The 22,072-nt window shown below is 70.4% G+C and carries 19 protein-coding genes; 5 read left to right on the top strand and 14 right to left on the bottom strand.

Annotated features, from left to right (window positions below; translation table 11 throughout):
- Positions 1-3: 3 nt before the first annotated feature.
- A complete protein-coding gene (locus tag OWR29_RS07895) occupies positions 4-558 on the bottom strand; it encodes a hypothetical protein (protein ID WP_267561848.1) in 555 nt (184 codons plus the stop codon).
- Positions 559-703: 145 nt separating this feature from the next.
- Here OWR29_RS07895 and OWR29_RS07890 point away from each other — a divergent pair, with 145 nt between their 5' ends.
- Positions 704-2,920, top strand: coding sequence for a helix-turn-helix domain-containing protein (locus tag OWR29_RS07890; protein ID WP_267561847.1), 2,217 nt, complete (start codon positions 704-706; stop codon positions 2,918-2,920).
- A 3-nt stretch (positions 2,921-2,923) separates the two neighbouring features.
- Here OWR29_RS07890 and OWR29_RS07885 read toward each other — a convergent pair whose 3' ends face one another.
- The 7 genes from OWR29_RS07885 to OWR29_RS07855 all read right to left on the bottom strand — a co-directional run bounded on the left by OWR29_RS07885 (position 2,924) and on the right by OWR29_RS07855 (position 10,587).
- Complete coding sequence (locus OWR29_RS07885; RefSeq protein WP_267561846.1) at positions 2,924-3,907, bottom strand: ABC transporter ATP-binding protein; 984 nt, start codon at positions 3,905-3,907, stop codon at positions 2,924-2,926.
- Positions 3,900-4,928: an ABC transporter ATP-binding protein gene (locus OWR29_RS07880; protein ID WP_267561845.1), complete on the bottom strand. Its 1,029-nt coding sequence runs from the start codon at positions 4,926-4,928 to the stop codon at positions 3,900-3,902. Before OWR29_RS07880 ends, OWR29_RS07885 begins: the two co-directional genes overlap by 8 nt.
- Before the next feature lie 7 nt (positions 4,929-4,935).
- Positions 4,936-5,838 (bottom strand): ABC transporter permease, encoded by a 903-nt coding sequence (locus OWR29_RS07875; protein ID WP_267561843.1) that lies wholly within the window; start codon positions 5,836-5,838, stop codon positions 4,936-4,938.
- Positions 5,831-6,757: an ABC transporter permease gene (locus tag OWR29_RS07870; protein WP_267561842.1), complete on the bottom strand. Its 927-nt coding sequence runs from the start codon at positions 6,755-6,757 to the stop codon at positions 5,831-5,833. Before OWR29_RS07870 ends, OWR29_RS07875 begins: the two co-directional genes overlap by 8 nt.
- 93 nt (positions 6,758-6,850) lie before the next feature.
- On the bottom strand, positions 6,851-8,485 hold the full coding sequence (locus OWR29_RS07865; RefSeq protein WP_267561841.1) for a peptide ABC transporter substrate-binding protein: 1,635 nt from the start codon (positions 8,483-8,485) through the stop codon (positions 6,851-6,853).
- Positions 8,486-8,668: 183 nt separating this feature from the next.
- Positions 8,669-9,337 carry a response regulator gene (locus OWR29_RS07860; RefSeq protein ID WP_267561840.1) on the bottom strand — a complete coding sequence of 223 codons (669 nt, stop codon included), beginning with the start codon at positions 9,335-9,337 and terminating at the stop codon, positions 8,669-8,671.
- Entirely contained in the window at positions 9,334-10,587 is a 1,254-nt protein-coding gene (locus OWR29_RS07855; protein ID WP_267561915.1) for an ATP-binding protein, read from the bottom strand. The genes OWR29_RS07860 and OWR29_RS07855 overlap by 4 nt, the downstream gene beginning before the upstream one ends.
- Positions 10,588-10,739: 152 nt before the next feature.
- Here OWR29_RS07855 and OWR29_RS07850 point away from each other — a divergent pair, with 152 nt between their 5' ends.
- From OWR29_RS07850 to OWR29_RS07840, 3 genes are read left to right on the top strand one after another with little or no spacing between them, the layout of a single operon-like run.
- Complete coding sequence (locus OWR29_RS07850; RefSeq protein ID WP_267561839.1) at positions 10,740-12,257, top strand: PspC domain-containing protein; 1,518 nt, start codon at positions 10,740-10,742, stop codon at positions 12,255-12,257.
- Positions 12,254-12,613 (top strand): hypothetical protein, encoded by a 360-nt coding sequence (locus OWR29_RS07845; RefSeq protein WP_267561837.1) that lies wholly within the window; start codon positions 12,254-12,256, stop codon positions 12,611-12,613. Before OWR29_RS07850 ends, OWR29_RS07845 begins: the two co-directional genes overlap by 4 nt.
- 27 nt (positions 12,614-12,640) lie before the next feature.
- Complete coding sequence (locus tag OWR29_RS07840; protein WP_267561836.1) at positions 12,641-13,885, top strand: phosphatidylserine decarboxylase; 1,245 nt, start codon at positions 12,641-12,643, stop codon at positions 13,883-13,885.
- 51 nt (positions 13,886-13,936) lie between these two features.
- Here OWR29_RS07840 and OWR29_RS07835 read toward each other — a convergent pair whose 3' ends face one another.
- The 3 genes from OWR29_RS07835 to OWR29_RS07825 all read right to left on the bottom strand — a co-directional run bounded on the left by OWR29_RS07835 (position 13,937) and on the right by OWR29_RS07825 (position 16,987).
- Positions 13,937-14,815 carry a CDP-alcohol phosphatidyltransferase family protein gene (locus tag OWR29_RS07835; protein WP_267561835.1) on the bottom strand — a complete coding sequence of 293 codons (879 nt, stop codon included), beginning with the start codon at positions 14,813-14,815 and terminating at the stop codon, positions 13,937-13,939.
- Positions 14,816-15,125: 310 nt separating this feature from the next.
- The gene (locus tag OWR29_RS07830; RefSeq protein WP_267561834.1) at positions 15,126-16,031 is read right to left on the bottom strand and encodes an NUDIX hydrolase; all 906 of its coding nucleotides are present in this window, start codon (positions 16,029-16,031) and stop codon (positions 15,126-15,128) included.
- A gap of 5 nt (positions 16,032-16,036) precedes the next feature.
- Positions 16,037-16,987 carry an NUDIX hydrolase gene (locus OWR29_RS07825; RefSeq protein WP_267561833.1) on the bottom strand — a complete coding sequence of 317 codons (951 nt, stop codon included), beginning with the start codon at positions 16,985-16,987 and terminating at the stop codon, positions 16,037-16,039.
- A gap of 205 nt (positions 16,988-17,192) precedes the next feature.
- Here OWR29_RS07825 and OWR29_RS07820 point away from each other — a divergent pair, with 205 nt between their 5' ends.
- The gene (locus tag OWR29_RS07820; RefSeq protein ID WP_267561832.1) at positions 17,193-17,429 is read left to right on the top strand and encodes a PspC domain-containing protein; all 237 of its coding nucleotides are present in this window, start codon (positions 17,193-17,195) and stop codon (positions 17,427-17,429) included.
- Here the strand turns inward: OWR29_RS07820 and guaA are convergent.
- The 3 genes from guaA to OWR29_RS07805 form a co-directional block, all read right to left on the bottom strand.
- Complete coding sequence (gene guaA / locus OWR29_RS07815; protein ID WP_267561831.1) at positions 17,413-18,960, bottom strand: glutamine-hydrolyzing GMP synthase; 1,548 nt, start codon at positions 18,958-18,960, stop codon at positions 17,413-17,415. The genes OWR29_RS07820 and guaA overlap by 17 nt on opposite strands.
- Positions 18,957-20,384: a S8 family serine peptidase gene (locus OWR29_RS07810; RefSeq protein ID WP_267561830.1), complete on the bottom strand. Its 1,428-nt coding sequence runs from the start codon at positions 20,382-20,384 to the stop codon at positions 18,957-18,959. Before OWR29_RS07810 ends, guaA begins: the two co-directional genes overlap by 4 nt.
- 124 nt (positions 20,385-20,508) lie before the next feature.
- Complete coding sequence (locus OWR29_RS07805; RefSeq protein ID WP_267561829.1) at positions 20,509-22,041, bottom strand: S8 family serine peptidase; 1,533 nt, start codon at positions 22,039-22,041, stop codon at positions 20,509-20,511.
- Between the last annotated feature and the right edge of the window lie 31 nt (positions 22,042-22,072).

Genomic DNA, 22,072 nt, shown 5'->3' with positions numbered 1-22,072 from the left:
CTTTCAGCAGGTGCGTAGCCCGTTCGGCGGGGTGTCGCCCGGCTTCTTTGGCAACGTTGTCCACATGTCCGGGATCCAGCGGCCGTTGGTCAGTTTGTCCCAGACCGCCCACGTGGCGGGCTGACCCGGCGCTGGGTCTTCATCCGTCACCGCCTCACCGTGCCGTTCCTGGCAGACCACTTCTACGACGGTGCCGTCCAAGTAACCGTCGGGGTAGTGCGCGCCCCGACCGGCCTGCGGATAGGTGAAGACGCCGTCCGGGCCGGAGTTGACGATCCGAGCCCAAACCGGCGCGGCGGTCGCGCTCGCTTCGTTTGAGACCGATGGCTTCGGCGGCGGCGCGGCTCGCCCCTGCCGATCGAGTGCAACACCTGCGATCACCGTGCCGATGACAGTGGCAATGGCGGCCAAGGTGCCCAGCAGACCTGGGCTGCCAATGGTGATCTTCGAGTTTTCAACTTGGCTGATCTGGTGGCCGTCGCGCCCGATCCCGCCGTTGGGTGGAGTCGCGGCCCGCCGGGCCGGCTTGCGCTTCGGCTGCTTGGTCGATGTCGTCATCGCACACCTCCTCAAGCGTTCAGCCTGGCCGAAAGAGCCGTCAATTCTGTCCCTCAGGGGACAACCATGGTCGAGTTCGGACCTCTGACCAGGGCAGATACCCTCGATCGGGCGGGACGGACAGGGAACACCGCATACTGGACAGGTGAGCCGGGAAGGCGCAGAGCGGGCCGCGCGGTCCTCCGCGCTGCGCGACTTCTTCGCTGAGTTGCGCGAGGTGGCTCGCCTCCAGGAGGGCTCGGCCGTGTCCGGCCGCGAGATCGCCAAACGGGCCAACCTTTCTCCGGCGCACACCCACCGGGTGCTGTCCGGCGAAAAGGTACCCAGCGTCGAGTTCGCCGAGGCCCTGGTGCGAGCGCTGGGCGGGTCTGCGCTTCACCGGAGCCGGGTCAAGGCGTTGGTGGAGGCGGCGCCTCGGCCGGAGCCCGGTCCCGTCAAGCCGTCGGATCTGCCCGAAGAGACGCGATCGTTCGCCGGCCGACTGAACTACTTGGAGACGATCTCCATGTCGTCCCGGACGTCCAGCCGACTTCTGATCACCGGCACCGGCGGCATAGGCAAGAGCTGGCTCGTGTCGCGGTGGTCTCACCACAACGCCCGGCGTTTCAGTTCCGGCCAGCTCTACGCCGACCTGCACGGATTCGACGACGCGGTGCGGCCCACCACGCCCGAGGAGATCATCGAGGAGTTCCTGCTCGCGCTCGGCGTGACCAAGTTGCCGGAAAGCCATGCACGTCGTACAGCTCTTTACCGCCGACTGACGAACCGCAAGATGCTGGTCGTCCTCGACAACGCCGCCGATGCCAAGCAGGTGCGGGCTCTGCTCCCGGGCAAGGCGGCCACATTACTGGTGACCAGCCGGAACGACCTGACCGACCTGCAGGTGCACCACGGCGCCCACCGCATCGTCCTCGACCCGATGACCGACGCCGAGGCACTTGAGCTGATGACCGTCCGCCTCGGCCAGGATCGCATCGAACGAGAGCCCGAAGCAGCCACCGCGATCATTGCAGCGTGCGCCGGACATCCCCTGGCCCTGAGCATCGTGGCCTCCCGTCTGGAGACCTATCCGGACTGGTCGCTGGCCTCACTCGCGTCTGACCTCGGCCGCGAGGATCGTAGACTGCGGGTGCTCGACCGGCTGGCCATCGTGCTGTCCTGGTCCGACCGATTCGAACCGCCCATGCGGCGGGCGATATGCCTGCTAAGCACCGCGTCCGTCACCGAGCTCGGCGTGGATGCGGTCGCCGCGCTGCTCGGCCTGCCGGCCCGGGGCGTCGACGACTGCCTTCATGAATTCGAAGGCGCCGGTCTGTTGCAGCGGACAGCGAACTCCCGGTACTTCATGCACCCGCTCGTCCGCCTGTATTGGCTGCACCAAGCGCCGGAGGTGCTCGGCGCCGACGATGCCCAGTCGGCGACTCGGCGGCTCGTCGACTTCCTGCTCCACACCGCCTTCGACGGCGAGCGGCTGCTGTCGCCACAACGTCCGGCCATCCTGCTCACCGGTACGACCAGCGAAGCCGAACCCGCTCCCTTGAGAACCGCCGCGGACGCCATGCGCTGGTTCGACGCCGAGAACGCGACACTCTCCGCCATGCAACAGGCCGCTTCGGAGCAAGGCTGGGACACCGCAGCGTGGCAGCTCGCGTGGTCGATGGACGACTACCTCTACCGACGAGGACTCGCCGAACCGCACCGCCGGGCATGGCGGCTGGGCCTGGAGGCCGCCGAGCGGCTTGACGACCCGCGGATCATCGCCCTCGCGCACCTCTGCCTTGGCAGGGTCACCAAGGAGCCTCTCCACCTGGAGCAAGCGCTTCGGCTGATTCCCGACGATGACCTCGCGAGCCGCGCACAGGCCCACCGGGTCATGGCGTTGATTCTGGAACATGGGCCCGGCACACGCCGCTCGCTGCACCACGCAGTCGCCGCTTTGCGTTTGTTCCGAGTGCTCGAACTGCCCGTGTGGGAGGCCGTGCAGCTGAACGCCATCGGTGAGCAGGTAGTGGCGTTGGGCCACGCGGATACGGCCCGGGTGTTCTGCCGGAAGGCTCTTCGACTTCACCAGCGGCACGAGCACCTTCCCGGTGAGGCGGCCACCGAGGACGGCCTTGGAACAGTCGAGTGGCACGCCGGTGCGATCGATGCGGCCCAGCGGCACTACCAGCGTGCGATCGAGATCTATCTGAAGATCGGCAACGAGTCCTCCGCGGCCGACTCGCTGGGCCGGCTCGGGGAAATGCTCATGGAGAGCGGCGCCGCAGAGGCCGATTCTATGCTGCGCCGGGCTCTTCGACTATTCCGGGAGCAGCGACGCATGGGCGAGGCCGATCGAATCCGGAAGCTGATGCGCCGTTGAGTCTCAGAAGCGGCGCATCACGTCTCGGACTTCGGCGTAGTGGCAGGCGCTGGGGTGGGGGCTTCGTTGGCGGATCTCCAGCAATGGCTCGTGGTCGGCGCAGGCGGGTTGGGCCTTCCAGCAGCGGGTGCGGAAGCGGCAGCCTGAGGGTGGGTCGGCGGGGGAAGGGACGTCGCCCTCGAGGGTGATGTGGTCGCGGCGGCCGCGCAGGCGGGGGTCGGGTACCGGGACGGCCGAGAGCAGCGCCTGCGTGTAGGGGTGGGTCGGCTGTTCGTAGATGGCGGCGTGGTTGCCGGTTTCCACGATTTTGCCGAGGTACATGACGGCTACGCGGTCGGAGATGTGGCGGACCACCGACAAGTCGTGCGCGATGAAGACGTACGCCAGACCTAATTCTCTTTGCAGGCCCTCCAGCAAATTGATCACCTGGGCCTGGATGGACACGTCCAAAGCGGACACCGGCTCGTCGCAGACGATGATCTCGGGGCGCAGGGCCAGCGCCCTCGCTATGCCGATGCGCTGGCGCTGGCCGCCGGAGAACTGGTGGGGATAGCGGTTGATGTGGTCGGGGTTGAGGCCGACGATGTCCAGCAGTTCCTGCACCGCGCGCGCCTTGCCGGTGCGAGGGACGGCGTCGGGGTGGATGTCGTACGGCTCGCCGATGATGTCGCCCACCGTCATGCGGGGGTTGAGCGACGTGTACGGGTCCTGCAGCACCATCTGGATGTTGCGGCGCGCCCGGCGCAGGGCCGGCCCGCCGAGCCGGACCATGTCCTCACCGCGGACGCGGATCTCGCCGGCCGTCGGCTTCTCGAGGCCGACCAGCAGCTTGGCCAGCGTCGTCTTGCCGCAGCCGGACTCGCCCACGACGCCCAGCGTCTCGCCCCGGCGGAGTTGGATGTCCACCCCGTCGACCGCGCGCACCGCACCCTTGCGGATCTTGAAGTGCTTGGTCAGGCCCCGGGTCTCGAGGACGACGTCAGACACCCAGAACCTCCCGGACGAAGTGGCAGCTGGTGACCCGCTGCGGCGCGATCTGGTAGGCGGGCGGCGGCTCGAGGCGGCAGATCTCCCGGGCGTACGCGCATCGGGGGTGGAACGCGCAGCCGGACGGGATGTCGGTGAGGGCCGGCGGCAGACCGCGGATCACGTTGAGCGGCCGCCCCTTGAGGTCGAGGCGCGGGATCGATTCGAGCAGCGCCTTGGTGTACGCGTGAGCCGGGTGGGCGTAGATGTCGTACACCGGCGCTTCCTCGACCACCTTTCCGGCGTACATGACCGCGATCCGATCGGCCACGTCGGCCACCACGCCCATGTCGTGGGTGATCAGCATCAGGCCCATGTTCCGCTCGCGTTGCAGCTCGGCCAGCAGGTTCATGATCTGGGCCTGCACGGTGACGTCGAGGGCGGTGGTGGGCTCGTCGGCGATCAGCACCTCGGGGTCGAGGGCGAGCGCCATGGCGATCATGACGCGTTGCCGCATGCCGCCGGAGAACTCGTGCGGGTAGTCGTCGACCCGGCGTCGCGCGTCGGGAATGCGAACCTGGTCGAGCAGTTCGGCCGCGCGGCGCTTGGCCTCGCGGCGGGAGGTGCCGCGGTGCACGCGGAAGAGTTCGCCCAGCTGGAAACCGACGGTGTAGACGGGGTTCAGCGCGCTCAGCGCGTCCTGGAAGATCATCGCGATGCGGTTGGCCCGCACCTTGCGGCGCTCGCTCTCGGGCAGCTGCAGCAGGTCGACGCCGCGGTAGAGCACCCGGCCGCCGGTGACGTGGGCGGGCGGGGTGTCGAGGATGCCCATGATCGCCTGCGCGGTCACCGACTTGCCGCAGCCGCTCTCGCCCAGCACGGCCAGCGTCTCGCCCGGGTTGAGCCACAGGTTGACGCCGTTCACCGCGCGGGCGACGCCGTCGCGGGTGCGGAACTCGACGTTCAGGTCTTCCACGTGCAGCAACGGCGCCCGCGGGTCCAGGCCGGGCAGCACGTCCACTTGAGCCGTGATGTCGGTCATCGGCGCCTCACCGCAGTTTCGGGTCGAAGGCGTCGCGGATCGCGTCGCCGAGCATGATGAAGGCGAGCACGGTGGCCGCCAGGAACACCGACGGCCAGACGAGCGGGGCGGCCGCGGTTCGCGCGTACGGGCCGGCGTCCGCGATGGCCAGGCCCCAGCTGATCGCGTCGCCCTTGAGCCCGACGCCCAGATAGGACAGTGTGGCCTCGCCCGCGATGTTGATGCCGAGCAGCACCGTCAGCACCACGATGAACGGGCTGATCGCGTTGGGCAGGATGTGCCGCAGCATCAGCCGGGCCGGGCTCGCCCCGAGCATCCGGGCCGCCGCCACGTAGTCCTGGTTCTTGGCCGAGATGACCGCCGAGCGCATGACCCGGGCCGCGGTGGTCCAGCCGAGCACGCCGAGCGTCACGATCACGGCCACGATGCCGTTGCTCTCGGGGTTCGACGACAGCCGCCGGGCCAGCACGATCGCGGCCAGGATGAACGGGACGGCCAGCACGATGTCGACGAAGCGGGACAGCAGCGCGTCCACCCAGCGGCCGAAATAGCCGGCCACCAGCCCCACGACCAGGCCGATCACGCCGGCGATGAGCGTGGCCGTGACACCGACGAGGATCGAGTCGCGGGCCCCGTACACGGTCTTGGCGTAGACGTCGCAGCCCTGGAAGTCGTAGCCGAAGAGCGCGCCGCCGCCGGCTCCGGCGTTCTTGCGGGCGAGCAGGCAGTCGCGCGGGTCGGCCGAGGTGAAGAGCGAGGGCCAGACGGCCATCAGCAGCACGACCACGACCAGCACCGCCGCGATCCAGAAGATCTTCCGCGTACGCAGGTCGAGCCACGCGTCGCCGGCCAGGCTCCGCGGTGCGGTCGACGGCGCCTCGGCGACGGCGACGGCGTTGGGGTCACTCATAGCGGATCCGGGGGTCGAGGGCGGCGTAGAGCAGGTCGACGATCAGGTTGATGACCAGGAAGACGATGACGAGCACGCTGACGAAGCCGACCACCAGTGGGCCGTCCTCGGTGCGGATGCCGCGCAGCAGGTTGAAGCCCACGCCCGGGATGTTGAAGACGCCTTCGGTCACGACCGCGCCGGACATGAGCACGCCGATGTCGACGCCGATGAGGGTGATCACCGGGATCAGCGAGTTGCGCAGCACGTGCACGCCGACCACGCGCTTCGGGGCGAGGCCCTTGGCCCGGGCCGTACGGACGTAGTCGGCCCGAAGGTTCTCGGCCACCGACGCCCGGGTCACCCGCAACTCGGTGGCGACCACGAGGGTGCCCAGCACCAGGGCCGGCAGCAGCAGCTGGTAGAGGTTCGCGTCGCGGGTGGCCGTGGGCGGGAACCAGCCGAGCTGGATGCCGAACACCAGCTGGGCCAGCGGCGCCAGCACCACGATCGGCATGGCCAGCACGATCAGCGTCAGCACCAGGGTGACGGTGTCGAACGCCCCGCCCCGGCGCAGGCCGGCGAGCACACCGGCTCCGACCGCGATGACAGAGGCGATGACGATTGCCAGCAGGGCCAGCCGGATGGTGACCGGCCACGCCTGGGCCAGCATCTCGCCGATCGAGCGGCCGGTCAGCGACCGCCCGAAGTCGCCGGTGAGCAGGCCGGTCACGTAGTGCCAATACTGCGTGAGGAAGCCGTCGTCCAGGTGGTACTGCGCGTTCAGGGCGGCGCGCTGAGTGTCGGTGAGCGGGCGGTCACCGACGAGGGCCTGGAACGGGTCGTCGATGTTGGCGAACATCAGCGCGTAGACGACGAAGGTGGCCCCGAAGAAGGTGAGAACCATCTGAAGCAGGCGCCGCACGATGTAGCGGAACATGGAGAAGCCTTTTGGGCGCGGAGGGGACGGGCAGACAGCGGTGGCGCCACGGTTTCACCTCAACCGTGGCGCCACCACCGTTCGAACGGTCACTCAGTCGGCGAAGTCGATCGAGTAGATGTCGACCTTCTGGTAGAGATCCATCGTCACGTCGGTGACGCGATCGGAGTAGCCGAACACGTTCTGGCCGAACCGCAGCGGCAGCACCGGCATGTCCCGGACCAGCAGGTCCTCCGCCTCACGCCACAGCTTCTCGGCCTGGGTGGTGGTGGGGGCGGCCGAGCCCTGCCGGACGAGGCTGTCGAACGTGCTGTTCTTGTAGCCGTAGTAGTTCGACGAGCCGTCGCTGGTGTACAGCGGGCCGAGGTAGCTCTCCATGAGCGGGTAGTCCATCGCCCAGCCGAGCCGGATCAGGCCGACGTCCTCCTTGGCCCGCGCCTTGTCGACCAGCGTGCCCAGCTTCGGCTGCGGGGCGCCGGTGCAGTTGACGCCGAGGGAGCCCTTGATCTGGTTGCACATCGCGTCGATCCAGGCCTTGTGGCCGCCGTCCGCGTTGTAGCCGATCTTGATGTCCTTGGGGCCGTTGTTGGCCGTGTAGAGCTGGCGGGCCTTGGTCGGGTTGTAGTCGCACGCCTCGCCGCAGCTGTTGGGGCGGGCGCCCGACACCACCGGCGACACGAACGACTTGGCCGGCGTCTCGGAGCCCAGGAAGACCTGGTCGGTCATCTCTTCCCGGTTGATCGCCATGGACAGCGCGCGCCGCACCTGCGGGTTCTTCCATTTGTCCTCGTACAGGGGGAAGCCCATGAACGAGAACGAGGAGCTCGGGCTCTTGCCGAGGCGGGCGCCGAGGTCACCCGAGGCGGAGCCCAGGCTCTCGATCGGGATCTTCGTCTCGACGTCGAGGTTGCCCGCCATCAGGTCGGCGTACTGCGCGCCCAGCTCCTGATAGATCTTCCAGGTGATGCCGCCGATCTTGGGAACCGTGCCCTTGAAGTCGGGCACCTGCTCGACCACGATCTTCTCGTCGTGGGTCCACGTGCCCTTCATCTTGAAGGGGCCGTTGCCGATCGGCGCCTCTCCGTACTCTTTCTTCAGCACGCCCTCGCTGGCGAAGGCCGCCTTGGGCAGCGGATAGAAGGCGTCGTAGCCCATGACCGATTCCCAGCCGGCGAAGTTCTCCGACAACGTCACGGTGAAGGTCAGGTTGTTGACCTTCTTGAGCCCGCTCAGCTTGGTCGCCTTGGGCTCGGGCGCCTTCTCGGGACCGCCGTCGTCGGGATCCTTCGACTGCAGGTCGGCGAAGCCGTCGATGCGGCTGAAGAAGTACGACGCGAGCTGGCCGTTCGGGCCGTAGGCGCCGAAGTTCCAGGCGTCGATGTAGTTGTCGGCGGTGACCGGTTCGCCGTTGCTGAAGGTGAAGCCCGGCTTGAGCTTGACGGTCCAGACCCGGTTGGCCTTGTCGTGGGTGATCGACTGGGCGGCCACGGGGTACGGCTTGTTCTTCGGGTCGAACCGCACGAGCGGGTAGAAGAGCGACGCCAGCACCTGCGAGGCGTTCGACTCGACCGAGTTCTGCGGGACGAGGCTCGAGGGCTCGCCGATGCCGATGCTGATGCTGTTGGGCAGAACTTCGGTGTCATCCGACGTGCTACCGCTGCAGCCGGCCGCCACTAAGGCGATGGCGGCCAGGGAGGCCACCACCTTCCACGGGCTTTTCCCAGGCATGTGGGGGGTGCCTCCTTCAGGGGCGCTCACGGGGGTCGTGTGAGACGCAGCAACTGTGACACAGAGCCAACGTATGCCAAGGCCCCGTTATCAAGCCGATACTAGTCAGACCCTTCGATCACTCCGTGAAGCAGGCCCCTGAGCTGCGGCGATGCCGTTCGGTGCACGATCCGCAACCGACCGTCAGACCAGGCGACGATCAGCCGCCCATCGTGACAATTCGTAACGGTTGCTCATTTGGAGCTTCCTCAGGACGTTCGAGACATGCGTCTCGACTGTCTTGATCGAGATGAACAGCTCCTTGGCGATTTCCTTGTACGCGTAACCCCGCGCGAGCAGGCGCAGGACCTCACGCTCGCGGTTGGTGAGCTGGTCGAGCTCGGGGTCGGCCACCGGCACGTCGGGCCGGGAGGCGAACGCGTCGAGCACGAACCCGGCCAGGCGGGGGCTGAACACCGCGTCGCCGTCGGCCACCCGGCGGATCGCCGCGGCCAGCTCGTCGGGCGAGATGGTCTTGGTGACGTATCCCCGGGCGCCGGCCCGGATCAGGCCGATCACGTCCTCGGCGGCATCCGAGACGGACAAAGCCAGGAAGCGTACGTGGGGATGCGTGCGCCGCATCGCGTCGAGCACGGCCCGGCCGCCGCCGTCGGGCATGTGCACGTCGAGCAGCACCACGTCGGGCTCGATGGCGGCGATGCGGCTGACCGCCTCGGCCACCGAGCTCGCCTCGCCGACCACCTCGACGTGGGCGCCCAGTTCGGCGCGGACGCCGGCCCGGAACATGGCGTGGTCGTCGACCAGGAAGACGGTGAGCCGCCGGTCGGCCGGGGACTCCTGGGGCTCGGTCATCGTGCTGTCTCCTTCCCGGCCGCCACGCTCTCCCGCGAGACGGACATGGTCAGCCGGACTTCGGTGCCGTCGCCGGGGGCGCTGCGGATCTCGGCCTTGCCACCGTGGCGCTGCATACGCCCGATGATGGAGCCTCGCACGCCGTGGCGCGACTCTTGCACACCGGACAGGTCGAACCCGGCGCCGCGGTCGCGCACGAAGACGCTCAGCTCCTCCGCCTCGACCTCGGCATAGAGCGAGACCGTCTGTACGCCGGAGTGGCGGGCCGCGTTGACCAGGGCCTCACGCGCCGCCGCGACCAGGGCGGCGACCCGGTCGTCGCACTCGGTGTCGCCGACCACAACTGTCTCGACCGTGATCGCGTACGTGTCCTCGACCTCGGCCGCGGCCTGCTCGAGGGCGGCCGCGAAGCGCTCGGTGGGCGAGGCGGTCGGCTTGTAGAGCCAGTTGCGCAGGCTGCGCTCCTGACCCCGGGCCAGCCGTTGCACCTCTTTGATGTCGGCCGAGTTGCGCTGGATCAGGGCCAGCGTGTGCAGCACCTGATCGTGGATCATGGCGGCCAGCTCGGCCCTTTCCTGCTCGCGGATGCGGCCCTCACGCTCGGCGCGCAGCTGGTTGAACATGCGCCACAGCAGCGGCGCGGCCACCACGCCGACGCCGAGCAGGCCGACCAGAGCGAAGATGACACCGTTGACGACGGCGGACAGGCTGCCGGCCGGGGCGTAGACCGCGACGACGCCGATGATGCCGGTGGCGACCAGCACCCCGCCGCCGATGAAGCGGAACAGGAAGAAACGGCGGTCGCTCTCGGCCACCACGGCGGCCAGCCACGGCTGCTGCGGCATCGAGCCGCCCAGCGTGCGCCGGCTGGGGTCGGACTGGTGCCAGATGATGCCGGCGCCGACGGCGACGACCGCGATGAGCCAGCCGACCGTGCCGGCCACGCTGTCCTCGAAGACCAGGGCCTGCAGCAGCACCACGCCGAGGCCGATGGCGCCGAACGGCAGCAGCATGGCCCGGTCGCGGCGCTGGGGCGGGTCGGCCGTGACGGCCTGCTGCGGCAGCACGGCCCAGAAGGCCGCGTACAGAAGGAGGCCGAGGCCGTTGAAGCCGAGCAGCACCACCAGCGCGATGCGCACGACCAGCACGGGAACGCCCAGGTGCTGCGCCAGCCCGGACGCGACACCCGCGACGATGCGGTGGTCGCGCGGCCGGTAAAGGCGGCGCGTGGGCTGGGTGGCGGCGGTGATGGCTCCTCCTCGGCTTGTGTCCTCCGATCGTCACACGTCCGGGCGGCTTGAGCCACGGGGAACTCCCCCAGGTATCGGCCCTGGGATCTCAGGGTGGCCTCAGGGTCGGAGCCGGAAGCGGATCGGGTGCCCCCGGGGTGAGGATCGATGGCATGAACGACGAAGCTGCCGCCGCACGGGGTCCCGCCGGTCCGTCGCAGGACGTGCCGCCGGCCACCGAACCCGGTCCGGCCACCGAGCCCGGCCCCGGCACGGAGCCCGGCCCGGGCACGGAGCCCGGCCCAGCGACCGAGCCCGGCCCCGCCTCCGAGCCGCCGCCGTGGTTCTCGGCGGCCGGCGACGGTCCGACCTTCTCGCGGGACAATTTCTCTCGGGACAAGCTGGTCCGCCCTCGCCAGGGCCGCTACCTGGCCGGCGTCTGCGGCGCCCTGGCCCGCGCCACCAACACCGACCCGGTGCTGTGGCGGGTGCTGTTCGCCGTGCTCGGTGTGATCAGCGGGGTCGGCGTGCTGCTCTACCTGATCGGCTGGCTGGTCATGCCGGCCGAGGGCGACACCGCCTCGCCGATCGAGTCGCTGCTGGGCAAGGGCCGCTCGGGCATGACGCCGGTCTCGGTGGTGCTGCTCGGCGGCGCGGCCGTGCTGTCGTTCGCCTTCATCGTGCAGGACGGCATGCGCGCCAGCCTGCTGGCCTGCGCGGTCATCCTGGGCGCGATCCTGCTCATCAAGCGCAGCGGCAACAACCAGCAGCAGCCGTCGGCGTTTCCCGCGGCCCCGCCACCACCGCCGCCGCCCGGGCCGTTCGAGCCGGGCCCGTTCGACAAGACGGCCGAGTTCGGCGCCGTCCCGCCCACCGCGCCGGCGGCGGCCCCGGCCGCATCGCCCGCCGAACCGGTGACCGAGCCGGTGGTGCCGCCGGTCCCGCCGCCGCCGTACGCGCCGCCCGCCGGTGGGTACCGGCCGCCGTTCGCGCCGCACGGCCCGTACGCCCGGCCCACGCCCGTCACCTATCCGCCCGGGCCGCCGGCGCCGCCGGTGCAGGTCAAGCCGCCCAAGCCGCCGAAGCCGCCGCGTGAGCGCTCCAAGCTGGGCCGGCTCACCTTCTTCGGCCTGATCATGGTGATCGGCGTGATGGCCGCCATCGACATGGCGGGCGCGAGCATCGCGGTGTCGGCCTACTTCGCCGCCGCGGTCGCCACCATCGCCGCCGGCCTGATCGTGGGGGCCTGGCTCGGCCGGGCCCGCGGGCTGATCGCGCTGGGCCTGATCGCCTCGGTCGGGCTGCTCATCTCGACCGGCGCCGAGCGCTGGGGCAGCGAGGTCGGCAACAGCACCTATCGGCCGGCCACCCTGGCCGGGGTGGCCGACCGGTACGACTTCACGGCCGGTAACGCCACGCTCGACCTGCGGCAGGTCAACTTCGCCGGGCAGAGCCAGGCGATCACCGTCACCATGAAGGTCGGCCAGGTGCGGGTGCTCGTGCCGGCCAACGTCGACACCACCACCTCGGTGCAGATCGACAACGGCCGGGCCGTGCTCTTCGACCAGGAGTTCAACGACCGGGACGCCGACGGCCGGACCGTGACCGACCTCGGGCCGGACGGCGCCGGTGGCGGCACGCTGAAACTCGACCTGCAGATGGACACGGGCAACGTGGAGGTGCTCCGATGAGGCCACATCGCACCGATGGCGTCTCGCTCAGCTTCGGCATCCTGTTCCTGCTGGTCGTGGCCTGGTGGGCGGTGTCACGGGTGATCGACGTGCACCTGCCCGCGGTGGGCTGGCTGGTGGCCGGCGGCCTGATCGTCTTCGGCGTGATCGGCCTGCTCGGCGCGCTGCGGTCGGCCCGCTCGGCCACGCCCCCGGCCCCGGCGCCCGAGCCCGAGCGCCCGGCCGAGCCGGAACTGCCCGGTGACCTCTCCCCCGAGGTGCACGCCTCGATCGTGCGGGAACTGCTGGACGACCCGGGCGACCGGTTCTCGCAGCAGCATCCCGGCCTGGCATCCGACCAGCCCCGCAAGGACTAGAACGGTGCGCGCAATATGCTCGTCGGCATGACTGCGTTCCCCGTTGTGTCCCGTGCGCCGATCGTCGGAGTCGGTCTCACGGCCGCCCGAGCCCTGACCGCCGAGTTCGCCCGGCACAACGCGGCCACGTCCGCGATCGTGATCGGCGCCGACCACTCCTCGCCGGTGGTGGCCAGCGCGGTCGAGGCCCTGCTGCCCGGCGACCGGCTCACCCTGGTCGCCGGCGAGCGCAGCACGGCCGATCTGCTGCGTGACCACATCGACGGCCTGGGCGGCTGGATCGCCGACCGGGTCCGGGTGGTCGAGTCGCTCGACGAGGCCGAGCCGGCCGACGTGGTGATCGTCGGCGAGCCGCTGAGCGGCACCGCCGGCGACGTGCGTGACCTGCTCGACCAGCTTGGCAAGCACCTCAGCGACGGCGGCGTGGTCACCCTCGCGGTGCCGGCCACCCCGGGTCGCACGGGTGGGGCCGCGGCCGAGCTGTTCCGGCAGGGCGCGCTGTTCGGGGTCGGCTCCGACCTGGTGGTGCGCAACCAGCCGCCGCTGCGGGTGCACAAGCTGCGCTTCACCCCGGCCGACCCGAGCGTCGCGGCGACCCTGGCCCCGGTCTACCGGCCGTCCAGCGTTCCGGTCACCCGGGCCATGCACATCGACTCCAACGGCGTCGCCGCCGCGGGCATCACGCTCGGCCTGGCCGCCGTGGCCCGCATCGCCCGGCCGAAGTCGAAGCTGTGGCTGCTGCCGGCGCTGGCCGCGGCCCCGGTGGCGGCGTTCTTCCGCGACCCCGAGCGCGAGCTGCCCGACGACCCGGCCGCGGTGGTGGCGGCGTCGGACGGGCGGGTGCTGTCGGTCGAGCGGATGACCGACGAGCGCTTCGGGCCGGGCGAGTTCCTGCGGATCGCGGTGTTCCTGTCGGTGCTCGACGTGCACGTCAACCGGGTGCCGGTGGCCGGGCGGGTGTCCGACTACTTCGTCGAGGAGGGCGGCTACGCGAACGCGATGACCGCCGCCGCCGAGCACAACGTGGCCGCGTACACGGTGCTCGACACCGACCACGGCACGGTGGTGGTGGCCCAGCGGACGGGTCTGATCGCCCGCCGCATCGTGCAGCGGGTCCCGGCCGGCACGCTGGTGGCCCGGGGCGAGCGCATGGGCCTGATCCGCTTCGGCTCCCGCACCGACGTCTACCTGCCCGCCGACCGGGCCGAACCCCTGGTCAGCGTCAACGACAAGGTGCTGGGCGGCGCGTCAGTCATCGCCCGCTGGATCTGAGGAAACGAAAAGGGCCGCCCCGGTCGGGGCGGCCCTTTTCGTGTGTCTGGTTTAAACGGCTGCCTTGCGGGCGCGAAGCCACATGACCGGGCCGCTGAGCAGGTACATCCCCACCATCAGGACGAAAGTGAGCCGGGCGTCGACCAGCGCGCCGACGATCGGGACGAGCCAGAACCAGGCGGGCAGCCGGACGAGACGGGCCAGTTTCGCGTACGGGAAACTGGACACCATCGCGAAGGCGAGCACAGCCACCCCGCCCAGGATGACCGGCCCGGGCAGCGGCAGGTCGATCAGCACGGTCAGCGCGAGCACGGCGGCGACCAGCGTCGTCGGGACGCCCGAGAAGAACTTGCCGTCCTTCGGCGAGACGTTGAACCGGGCCAGCCGGATGGCGGCGCAGGCGGCGACCAGCATGCAGGCCACCGCGGCGGCCGGCGTGGGCACCGTGTGGGCCAGCGAGGCGTACACCACGACGGGCGCGGCCAGGCCGAACGAGCACATGTCGGCCAGCGAGTCCATCTGCGCGCCGAACGGGCTCGAGACGCCCAGCTTGCGGGCCAGCGCGCCGTCCAGGCCGTCGAAGGCCACGCACGCGACCAGGAAGGCGGCCGCGAGCCGGGCCTCGCCGTGCATGGCGAGCAGGATCGCCGTCAGGCCCAAGCCGAGGCTGGCCAGCGTGCAGCCCTGCACGAGCGCGAAGCTCAGCCGGCGCGCGGTCGTGTGCTCGCCGGGAAGCAGCGAGACCTCGGCCGGCGGCTCGACCGGCGCCGGGATCGCGAGGTGCGGAGCGACGGGCCCATGGACCCGGCCGTGCTCGGCACCGGTGTAGATGACTTCGGCCCGGGTGGCGGTGGCGGCGCGGCCGGACTCGGCCCGGCGCCCCACGCGCACCAACAGGGCCTGCCGCGCGATCGTTCCGCTGCGGCGCAACCGGCCTGCCCAACGACGACCGGCGGGACGGGGACTATCCGTCGAGCGACGCCGGCGCCAAGGGGTTCTCGGCACGTGTTTCCTCCATGGGATCAGGTGGCCCACCACGATCGCGGTGGGCGGCGGCCCGGTAGCCCTTCGCACATGGGGCCCGGGGAAATGTGCGGGTAACACCATCGCACAGCGAGTCGACCTTGGCGAGAAGCCGAATCGTCAGTCGTTGGCCCGTTCGCTCCGCCTGTTCAGAGCCGCTCGGCTCGGAGACAGCGGAGGGGACAGGTCACTTGCCTCACCTCTCCCTGAGGCGATTTTACCTCGCCCGTTCCGCCCCGACCCGGGCTACGGCCGTGGCGGCGAGTTCGGTGAGCTCCAGACCCTTCGCCTCGGCGAGCGTGAACCAGCCCGCCTCGGCGGTGGATCCGCCTGCTTCCTCGGTCACTAATGATTCCGTCGGCACGTCGATCGAAACCCTGAACAGCACACGAATGACGTGCCAGTCCATCGGCACGCCTTCCGGGCCGAGGGCCGCCGGGTCGTACCGGTGCGACGTGCCGAGCAAGCCGGTCACCCGGCCGTGTTGCGAGGTCTCTTCGATCAGCTCGCGGGCCAGCGCCGCCTCGGGCGTCTCGCCGTGGTCGGTGCCGCCGCCGGGCAGGTGCCAGCGGCCGGCGCCGGGATAGCCCGGGGCGATGCGGGTGAGCAGGATCCGGCCGTCCGGGTCGGTTGCCGCCGCGTAGGCGCCGAAGCGCTGCACGCGGGCCGGCTTGGCCAGCTCTTCGCCGGGGTTCGGGGTGTCCGATTCGACCGCGGTGCCGACGCCCAGGACGGCCGCCGTGAACGGCATGAGCGGCAAATCAGACAGATCGGTCTGTGCAATCCAGTCGACGTGCTCCGTGGTGCCCTGCGTCTCGAAGCGCAGCGACCCACCGGTCACCCGTACGTCGTAAATAACCCGATCGGTGTGCTCGAGTTCGCCGGTGGGCAGGCGGAAGACGTCGGCGGTGACGGAGTGCAGCGCCTCGATCTTGACAGACAGACCGGTCTCCTCACCGAACTCGCGCACCACCGCGTCGTCCGGGTGCTCATCCTGCTCGACACCGCCGCCGGGCAGCGTCCACAGGCCGGGGAACGAGCTCAGCGGCGAGTTCCGGGCGAGGAGCACCCGCCCGGCCTCGTCGCGGCAGATCCCGTACGCGCCGACCCGTCTGATCTTCACCGGGCCTAGATTAGTCCGGCCTTCCTCAGCGCCTCGGCGGTTACTTCGGTCAGCTCGTCCTCGGGGAGGTCGGCGACCTGCTTGACCGGCACCCAGCGGGCCTCGGAGGTGGAGCCGCCCACATCCTTGACGGCGACCTCGGTGGGGTCGTCCACGATCACCCGGTAGAAGGCCCGGACGCCGTGCCAGTCGATCGGGTAGCCCTCGGGGCCGAGCGAAGCCGCGTCCCGGTGACTCGCCACTCCCAGCAGCTCGACCAGCCGACCGGCCTGACCTGTCTCTTCGACCAGTTCGCGGATCAGCGCGGGCCCGGGCTGCTCGCCGTAGTCGGTGCCGCCGCCGGGCAGGTGCCAGCGCCCCTCGCCGGGATAACCGGGGGCGATGCGGGTGAGCAGCAGGGTGCTGTCCTGCGGGTCGGTGGCGATCGCGTACGCCGCGAAGCGCTGCGCGCGGTGCAGCCCGTCCGGCCCGGGGTAGGCGTAGAACGACGGGAAGGTCGGCGCCGGCTCGGGGCGCAGGTCGGCCGAGGCGCCGCCCAGCCCGAGCGCGTTCGCGGTGAACTGCCGCAGCTTGAGGCGCCCGGCCTCGTCCAGCGTGTGCCAGCGGGCCAGGTCGGTCGGGTGGCCGACCCGGTCGACCAGCGTGCCGCCCCGGATCGAGACCGAGTAGATGAGGCGGTCGGTGTGGATGGTGACGCCGCGGTGGGGCAGCGCGCGCATGTCGGCCAGGACGTCGCGCAGGCCGGCGACGGCGACGGACAGGCCGGTCTCGGCCGCCGTCTCGCGGACGACGGTGTGGTTGGGGTCTTCGCCGTGGTCGACGGCGCCGCCGGGCAGCGACCAGACGCCGGGCGTGCCGGAGCTGCTGGAGGCACGGACGAGCAGCACGCGGCCGTCGTCGTCGGTGGCAACGGCGTAGGCGGCGATCCGGCGGAGCGGTTCCAGTGCGGGGGTCACAGGGCGGCATTCTGCCCGGATTATGTGAACTCCAGAAAACGTCTGTCGGATTCCTGACAGGTGGTTTGCGCTGCGTAATCGCTGATCAGAGCGTTTCCCTGCACAAAGCGCTCGTGATCCACTACACGGCGTAATGGCTAATTCAGGGTCCGCATCCGGGGGTTCACCGAGGTCGGCGGGGCCTTGACACGGCCACCATGGGCTTATGAATCAGCTCCCCCACGGCAGCTTCGAGGCGCCGTACAAGCAGCTCCGCCGGCCTCTCGACGACCGTCTCGCCGCGGGCGTCTGCAGCGGGGTCGGCCGCTACTTCGACATCGACCCCGTGCTCGTGCGCGTCGCCTTCGCGCTGCTCGCGGTGATCACCCTCGGCGCGGCCCTGATCGCCTACCCCATCATGTGGTTCCTGATGCCGGAGGAACCCGTCACTCCCATTCGATAGTGCCCGGGGGCTTGCTCGTGACGTCGAGGACGACCCGGTTGACCTCACGCACCTCGTTGGTGATCCGGGTCGAGATCTTGGCGATCGTCTCGTAGGGCAGGCGCGACCAGTCGGCCGTCATCGCGTCCTCGCTCGAGACGGGGCGCAACACCACCGGGTGACCGTACGTACGCCCGTCGCCCTGCACGCCGACACTGCGCACGTCGGCCAGCAGCACCACCGGGAACTGCCAGACGTCGCGGTCGAGGCCGGCCGCGGTCAGCTCTTCCCGGGCGATCAGGTCGGCCGCGCGCAGCAGGTCGAGCCGCTCCCGGTCGACGGCGCCGATAATGCGGATGGCCAGGCCGGGGCCGGGGAACGGGTGCCGCTGCACCATCTCTTCCGGCAGGCCCAGCTCGGCGCCGAGGGCGCGAACCTCGTCCTTGAACAGGGTGCGCAGCGGCTCGATCAGCGCGAACTGCAGGTCGTCGGGGAGGCCGCCCACGTTGTGATGCGACTTGATGTTGGCCGTGCCGGTGCCGCCGCCCGACTCGACCACGTCGGGGTAGAGCGTGCCCTGCACCAGGAACTCGACGTTGCGCTCGGCGTCGAGCTCGCGGGCCGCCGCCTCGAACGTGCGGATGAACTCACGGCCGATGATCTTGCGCTTCTGCTCGGGGTCGGTGACGCCGGCCAGGTGGCCCAGGAACGACTCGGACGCGTCGACCACCTTGAGCCGGATGCCGGTGGCGGCCACGTAGTCCTTCTCGACCTGCTCCGCCTCGCCCGCGCGCAGCAGGCCGTGGTCGACGAAGATGCAGGTCAGCTGGTCGCCGATGGCCTTGTGCACGAGCGCGGCGGCAACCGCCGAGTCGACCCCGCCGGAGAGGCCGCAGATCACCTGCTTGTCGCCGACCTGGGCCCGGATCGCGGCCACCTGGTCGTCGATGATGTTGGACGGCGTCCAGGTGGGCTCGAGGCCGGCGATGTCGTACAGGAAGCGCTCGAGCATCCGCTGGCCCTGCTCGGTGTGCGCCACCTCGGGGTGGAACTGCACGCCGGCCCGCCGGGCGGTCAGGTCTTCGAAGGCGGCCACGGGGGCGCCCGGGGTCGAGGCGGTGACCGCGAAACCCTGCGGGGCGACCGCCACGCTGTCGCCGTGGCTCATCCAGACCGGCAGGTCGTCCGGCAGCTCGCGCAGCAGCGTGCCGCCCTGGGCGGTGAGCAGAGTGCGGCCGTACTCACGGGAGCCGGTGTGGGCCACCGTGCCGCCGAGCGCCTGCGCCATGGCCTGGAAGCCGTAGCAGATGCCGAACACCGGCACCTCGTTGTCGAACAGGCCCGCGTCGAGCACCGGCGCGCCGGGCTCGTAGACGCTGGACGGGCCGCCGGACAGGATGATCGCGGCGGGGTTCTTGGCCAGCATCTCGGCCACGGGCATCGAGTGCGGGACGATCTCGGAATAGACCCGCGCCTCACGCACGCGGCGGGCGATCAGCTGGGCGTATTGAGCGCCGAAGTCGACGACGAGAACCGGGCGGGGAGTACTCACCCGCCGAGTTTACCGTTGACGACCCGCGGGTTCCCGGCCCGGTCGTACGCCCGGACCTGTACGCTGCGTGCCTTCGCGGGCACGGCGAACCGGCCCGTGGCTCCGGCCTTACGCGCGGTGACCCGGCCGTTGACAAGCAGTTCGAGCCGGGCCACGCCGGCCGGGTCGGTGGCCCGGACGGTCACGGTGCGTCCGGCCGGTCGGGCGCCGGCGGCACGCATGGTCCGGGCGACGGTCAGCTGCACGGCCGGCCCGGCGTTGTCGGCGCGCACGTTGCGGCGGACCACGGTCAGGTTGCCGCGGCGGTCGTAGGCGCGCAGCTCCAGCGGAACGGCGGCCGTGTTCGGCGCGGACTGCCAGGCGAACGAGTACGGCGCGGTGGTGTCAGTGGCGACCAGGCGACCCCCGGCGTACAGCTGGACCCGCGAGACGCCGTGCTGGTCGGAAGCCGCAGCCGTGATGGTGACCCGCCCCCGCACGAGGGTTCCGACCGCGCCGAAGGCGACGGCGGGCCGGGTGACGTCGCCGTCGATGGGCAGGGCCCGCAACGCGGCCGGCACGTCGACCCGCCCGGACGGCAGCACCCGGGTGGCGGTGAGCGCGGTCCGGATCTGCGCCGCCGAGGGCGCCGGGTCGGTCGCGGCGAGCAGGCCCGCCACCCCGGCCACGAACGGCGTGGCCGACGAGGTTCCGCAGTACGGCCCGACTACCCCGGACGGACCCTGGGCCGAGTTGCAGCCGGGCGCGGTGACGTCGACCCAGCTGCCGTAGTTGGACCAGTCGTAGCGGCTGCCGGACGACGTGATGCCGCCGACGGCCAGCACCGACGGGATGGCCGCCGGATAGTGCGGGGTCGAGACACCCCGGTTGCCGGCCGCGGCCACCACCAGCGCGCCCTTGGTCTCGGCGTAGTCGACGGCGTCGCGCAGCAGCGGGCTGTCGTCCGAGCCGCCGAGCGACAGGCTGATGATCGAGGCGCCCCGGTCGGCGGCGTAGCGGATGCCCAGGGCGATGTCGGTGTAGCTGCCGCCGCCCTTGGCGTTGAGCACCTTGACCGGCAGGATCCGGCAGTACCAGCAGACGCCGGCGATCCCGGTGCGGTTGTTGCCGGACGCGGCGATCACCGTGGCGGCCATCGTGCCGTGCCCGTTGTCGTCGGACGGGTCGGCGTCGTGGTTGACGAAGTCCTGGCCCGGCAGCAGGCGACCGGCCAGGTCGGGCAGCGGGCTCACCCCGGTGTCGACCACGGCCACGACCACCCGCGACGAGCCCCGGGTGGACGACCAGGCCTCGTCGACGCGGGTCTGGGTCACGCCCCACTGGGCGGCGAAACCGGGGTCGGACGGGCGGACCGGTGCGGCCTGGGCCGGCGCCGCGACCAGCATGGACGCGCCCGCGAGCAGACCGGCGACGAGCTTGCGCATGCTGAGGACCTCGCAAAAGGAAAGAGCCGGCCACGATGGCCGGCTCTTTCACATTCGGTCCGTTGCTCGCCCGTCCGGTTGGATCACCGGAGCGGACGGGGTGCTATCGGGTGTAGCTCAGCGCCTAGTTCCTGACGGTGACGACGCCCTTGACGACCTTCTGGTTGTTGGCCTTGTCGAAGATCCGCAGCTCGATGTTCGTCTTGCCCGAGTAGCCCTTGGTGTTGAACATGATGCCCCAGGGCGCGTTGCGGCTGTAGGTCTTGAAGACGCCGTTCACGTAGAGCAGCGACCGCTGGATGCCGGAACGGTCGTCCTTGAGCCCCACCGGGCGGACCGCGATGGTGCCCTTGACGGTTGCGTTGTTCGGCGTGATGCCGGTGGCGGTCGGCGCGACGGTGTCGGTCGGGATGTCGAACGAGGCCGAGGCGTCGACCAGGCCGTACGTGACGCCGGCGACCTTGCGGGTCGAGGCGCCCTTGTAGATCGAGCTGGCGACCGACCATCCGGTGTAGCTGGGATTCCTGGTCTTCACCAGAGCGGCCACACCGGAGACGATCGGCGCCGAGAACGACGTGCCGCTCGTGCCCGAGTTGTAGTTGCCGTAGCGGTCCATGGTCATGACGTCACCCACGGCGGCCACGTCGACCCAGGTCGCGCCGCTCGCGTTGCGCGAGGAATACGGCGTCAGGGTCTGGTTGCCGTAGGTGCAGTCGGCGTCGGTCTGCCAGTCCGGGCAGCGCCGGGTCGCGGCGACCGTCACCACGTCGGGGTAGGCGGCAGGGTACTGGAGGGCGGTGTTGCCCTCGTTGCCGGCGGCGGCCACCACGACAGCGTTGTTGATGTTGGCGTATTGCACCGCGTCCTGCAGCACCTTGGCGCCGGGACCACCCAGCGACAGGTTGATGACGCGGGCGCCGTGCTGGACGGCCCAGACGATGCCCTGGGCGACGCCGCTGGCCGTGCCCGAACCGTTCTTGTCGAGCACCTTGACCGGCATGATCCGGCAGGACCAGCAGACGCCGGCCATGCCCTTGCCGTTGTTGCCGCGCGCGGCGATCAGCGCGGCCACCGAGGTGCCGTGACCGCGGTCGTCGTACGGCGTGGCGTCGTTGTTGACGAAGTCGTGGCCGGGAACGGTGGCGCCGTAGAGGTCACCGACGCCGTTGACGCCGGTGTCGATCACGGCGACGATCACGCTGGAGGAACCGCGGGTGGTGTCCCACGCCTTCGGGGTCCTCGCCGCGTACAGCTCGTTCTGGTACTTGAAGGACGGGTCGTTGGGAATCGTGTCGAATTCCTTGACCGCCGTGTCCTTTTCGACGTACGACACGTTGGGGTCACTGCGCAGGGCAGCGATCACCGAGGCGCTGCGACCGCTCGACACCGTGACGCGCGAGGCGTTGATCTCGGCCAGCGCCGACTGCGAGGTGACCGAGTCGGTGGTCCGCAGCCCGGCCGCGGACAGGATGCGCGCCGAGGCGGTCTTGGCCACGCCGGCCTTGTAGCCGACGATGAGTTGGACGGGCGTATTGGCAGCGGCCGACGTCGTCTTGGCGTCGTCGGCGGCCAGGGCCCAAGTGGACACGCTCGTCATCGAGACGACGACGGCGGTGGAGATCAGACCGACGGTGACCCGTCGTTTGTTGAGCTTCATTGAAGCACTTGCCTCCCCCGTTGATTCGCGG

It is taken from the genome of Paractinoplanes pyxinae, from assembly GCF_026626335.1.
Classification (GTDB): Bacteria; Actinomycetota; Actinomycetes; order Mycobacteriales; family Micromonosporaceae; genus Actinoplanes; species Actinoplanes pyxinae.
Note: the sequence above shows the minus strand (reverse complement) of the source record. Positions and strands in the feature narration are given on the sequence as shown.

Bases quoted from the DNA above. Each gene is read 5' to 3' on its own strand.
- OWR29_RS07895 (WP_267561848.1), bottom strand. From the start codon at position 558: ATGACGACATCGACCAAGCAGCCGAAGCGCAAGCCGGCCCGGCGGGCC.
- OWR29_RS07880 (WP_267561845.1), bottom strand. From the start codon at position 4,928: ATGACCGACATCACGGCTCAAGTGGACGTGCTGCCCGGCCTGGACCCG.
- OWR29_RS07875 (WP_267561843.1), bottom strand. From the start codon at position 5,838: ATGAGTGACCCCAACGCCGTCGCCGTCGCCGAGGCGCCGTCGACCGCA.
- OWR29_RS07870 (WP_267561842.1), bottom strand. From the start codon at position 6,757: ATGTTCCGCTACATCGTGCGGCGCCTGCTTCAGATGGTTCTCACCTTC.
- OWR29_RS07865 (WP_267561841.1), bottom strand. From the start codon at position 8,485: ATGCCTGGGAAAAGCCCGTGGAAGGTGGTGGCCTCCCTGGCCGCCATC.
- OWR29_RS07860 (WP_267561840.1), bottom strand. From the start codon at position 9,337: ATGACCGAGCCCCAGGAGTCCCCGGCCGACCGGCGGCTCACCGTCTTC.
- OWR29_RS07850 (WP_267561839.1), top strand. From the start codon at position 10,740: ATGAACGACGAAGCTGCCGCCGCACGGGGTCCCGCCGGTCCGTCGCAG.
- OWR29_RS07845 (WP_267561837.1), top strand. From the start codon at position 12,254: ATGAGGCCACATCGCACCGATGGCGTCTCGCTCAGCTTCGGCATCCTG.
- OWR29_RS07840 (WP_267561836.1), top strand. From the start codon at position 12,641: ATGACTGCGTTCCCCGTTGTGTCCCGTGCGCCGATCGTCGGAGTCGGT.
- OWR29_RS07820 (WP_267561832.1), top strand. From the start codon at position 17,193: ATGAATCAGCTCCCCCACGGCAGCTTCGAGGCGCCGTACAAGCAGCTC.
- OWR29_RS07810 (WP_267561830.1), bottom strand. From the start codon at position 20,384: ATGCGCAAGCTCGTCGCCGGTCTGCTCGCGGGCGCGTCCATGCTGGTC.
- OWR29_RS07805 (WP_267561829.1), bottom strand. From the start codon at position 22,041: ATGAAGCTCAACAAACGACGGGTCACCGTCGGTCTGATCTCCACCGCC.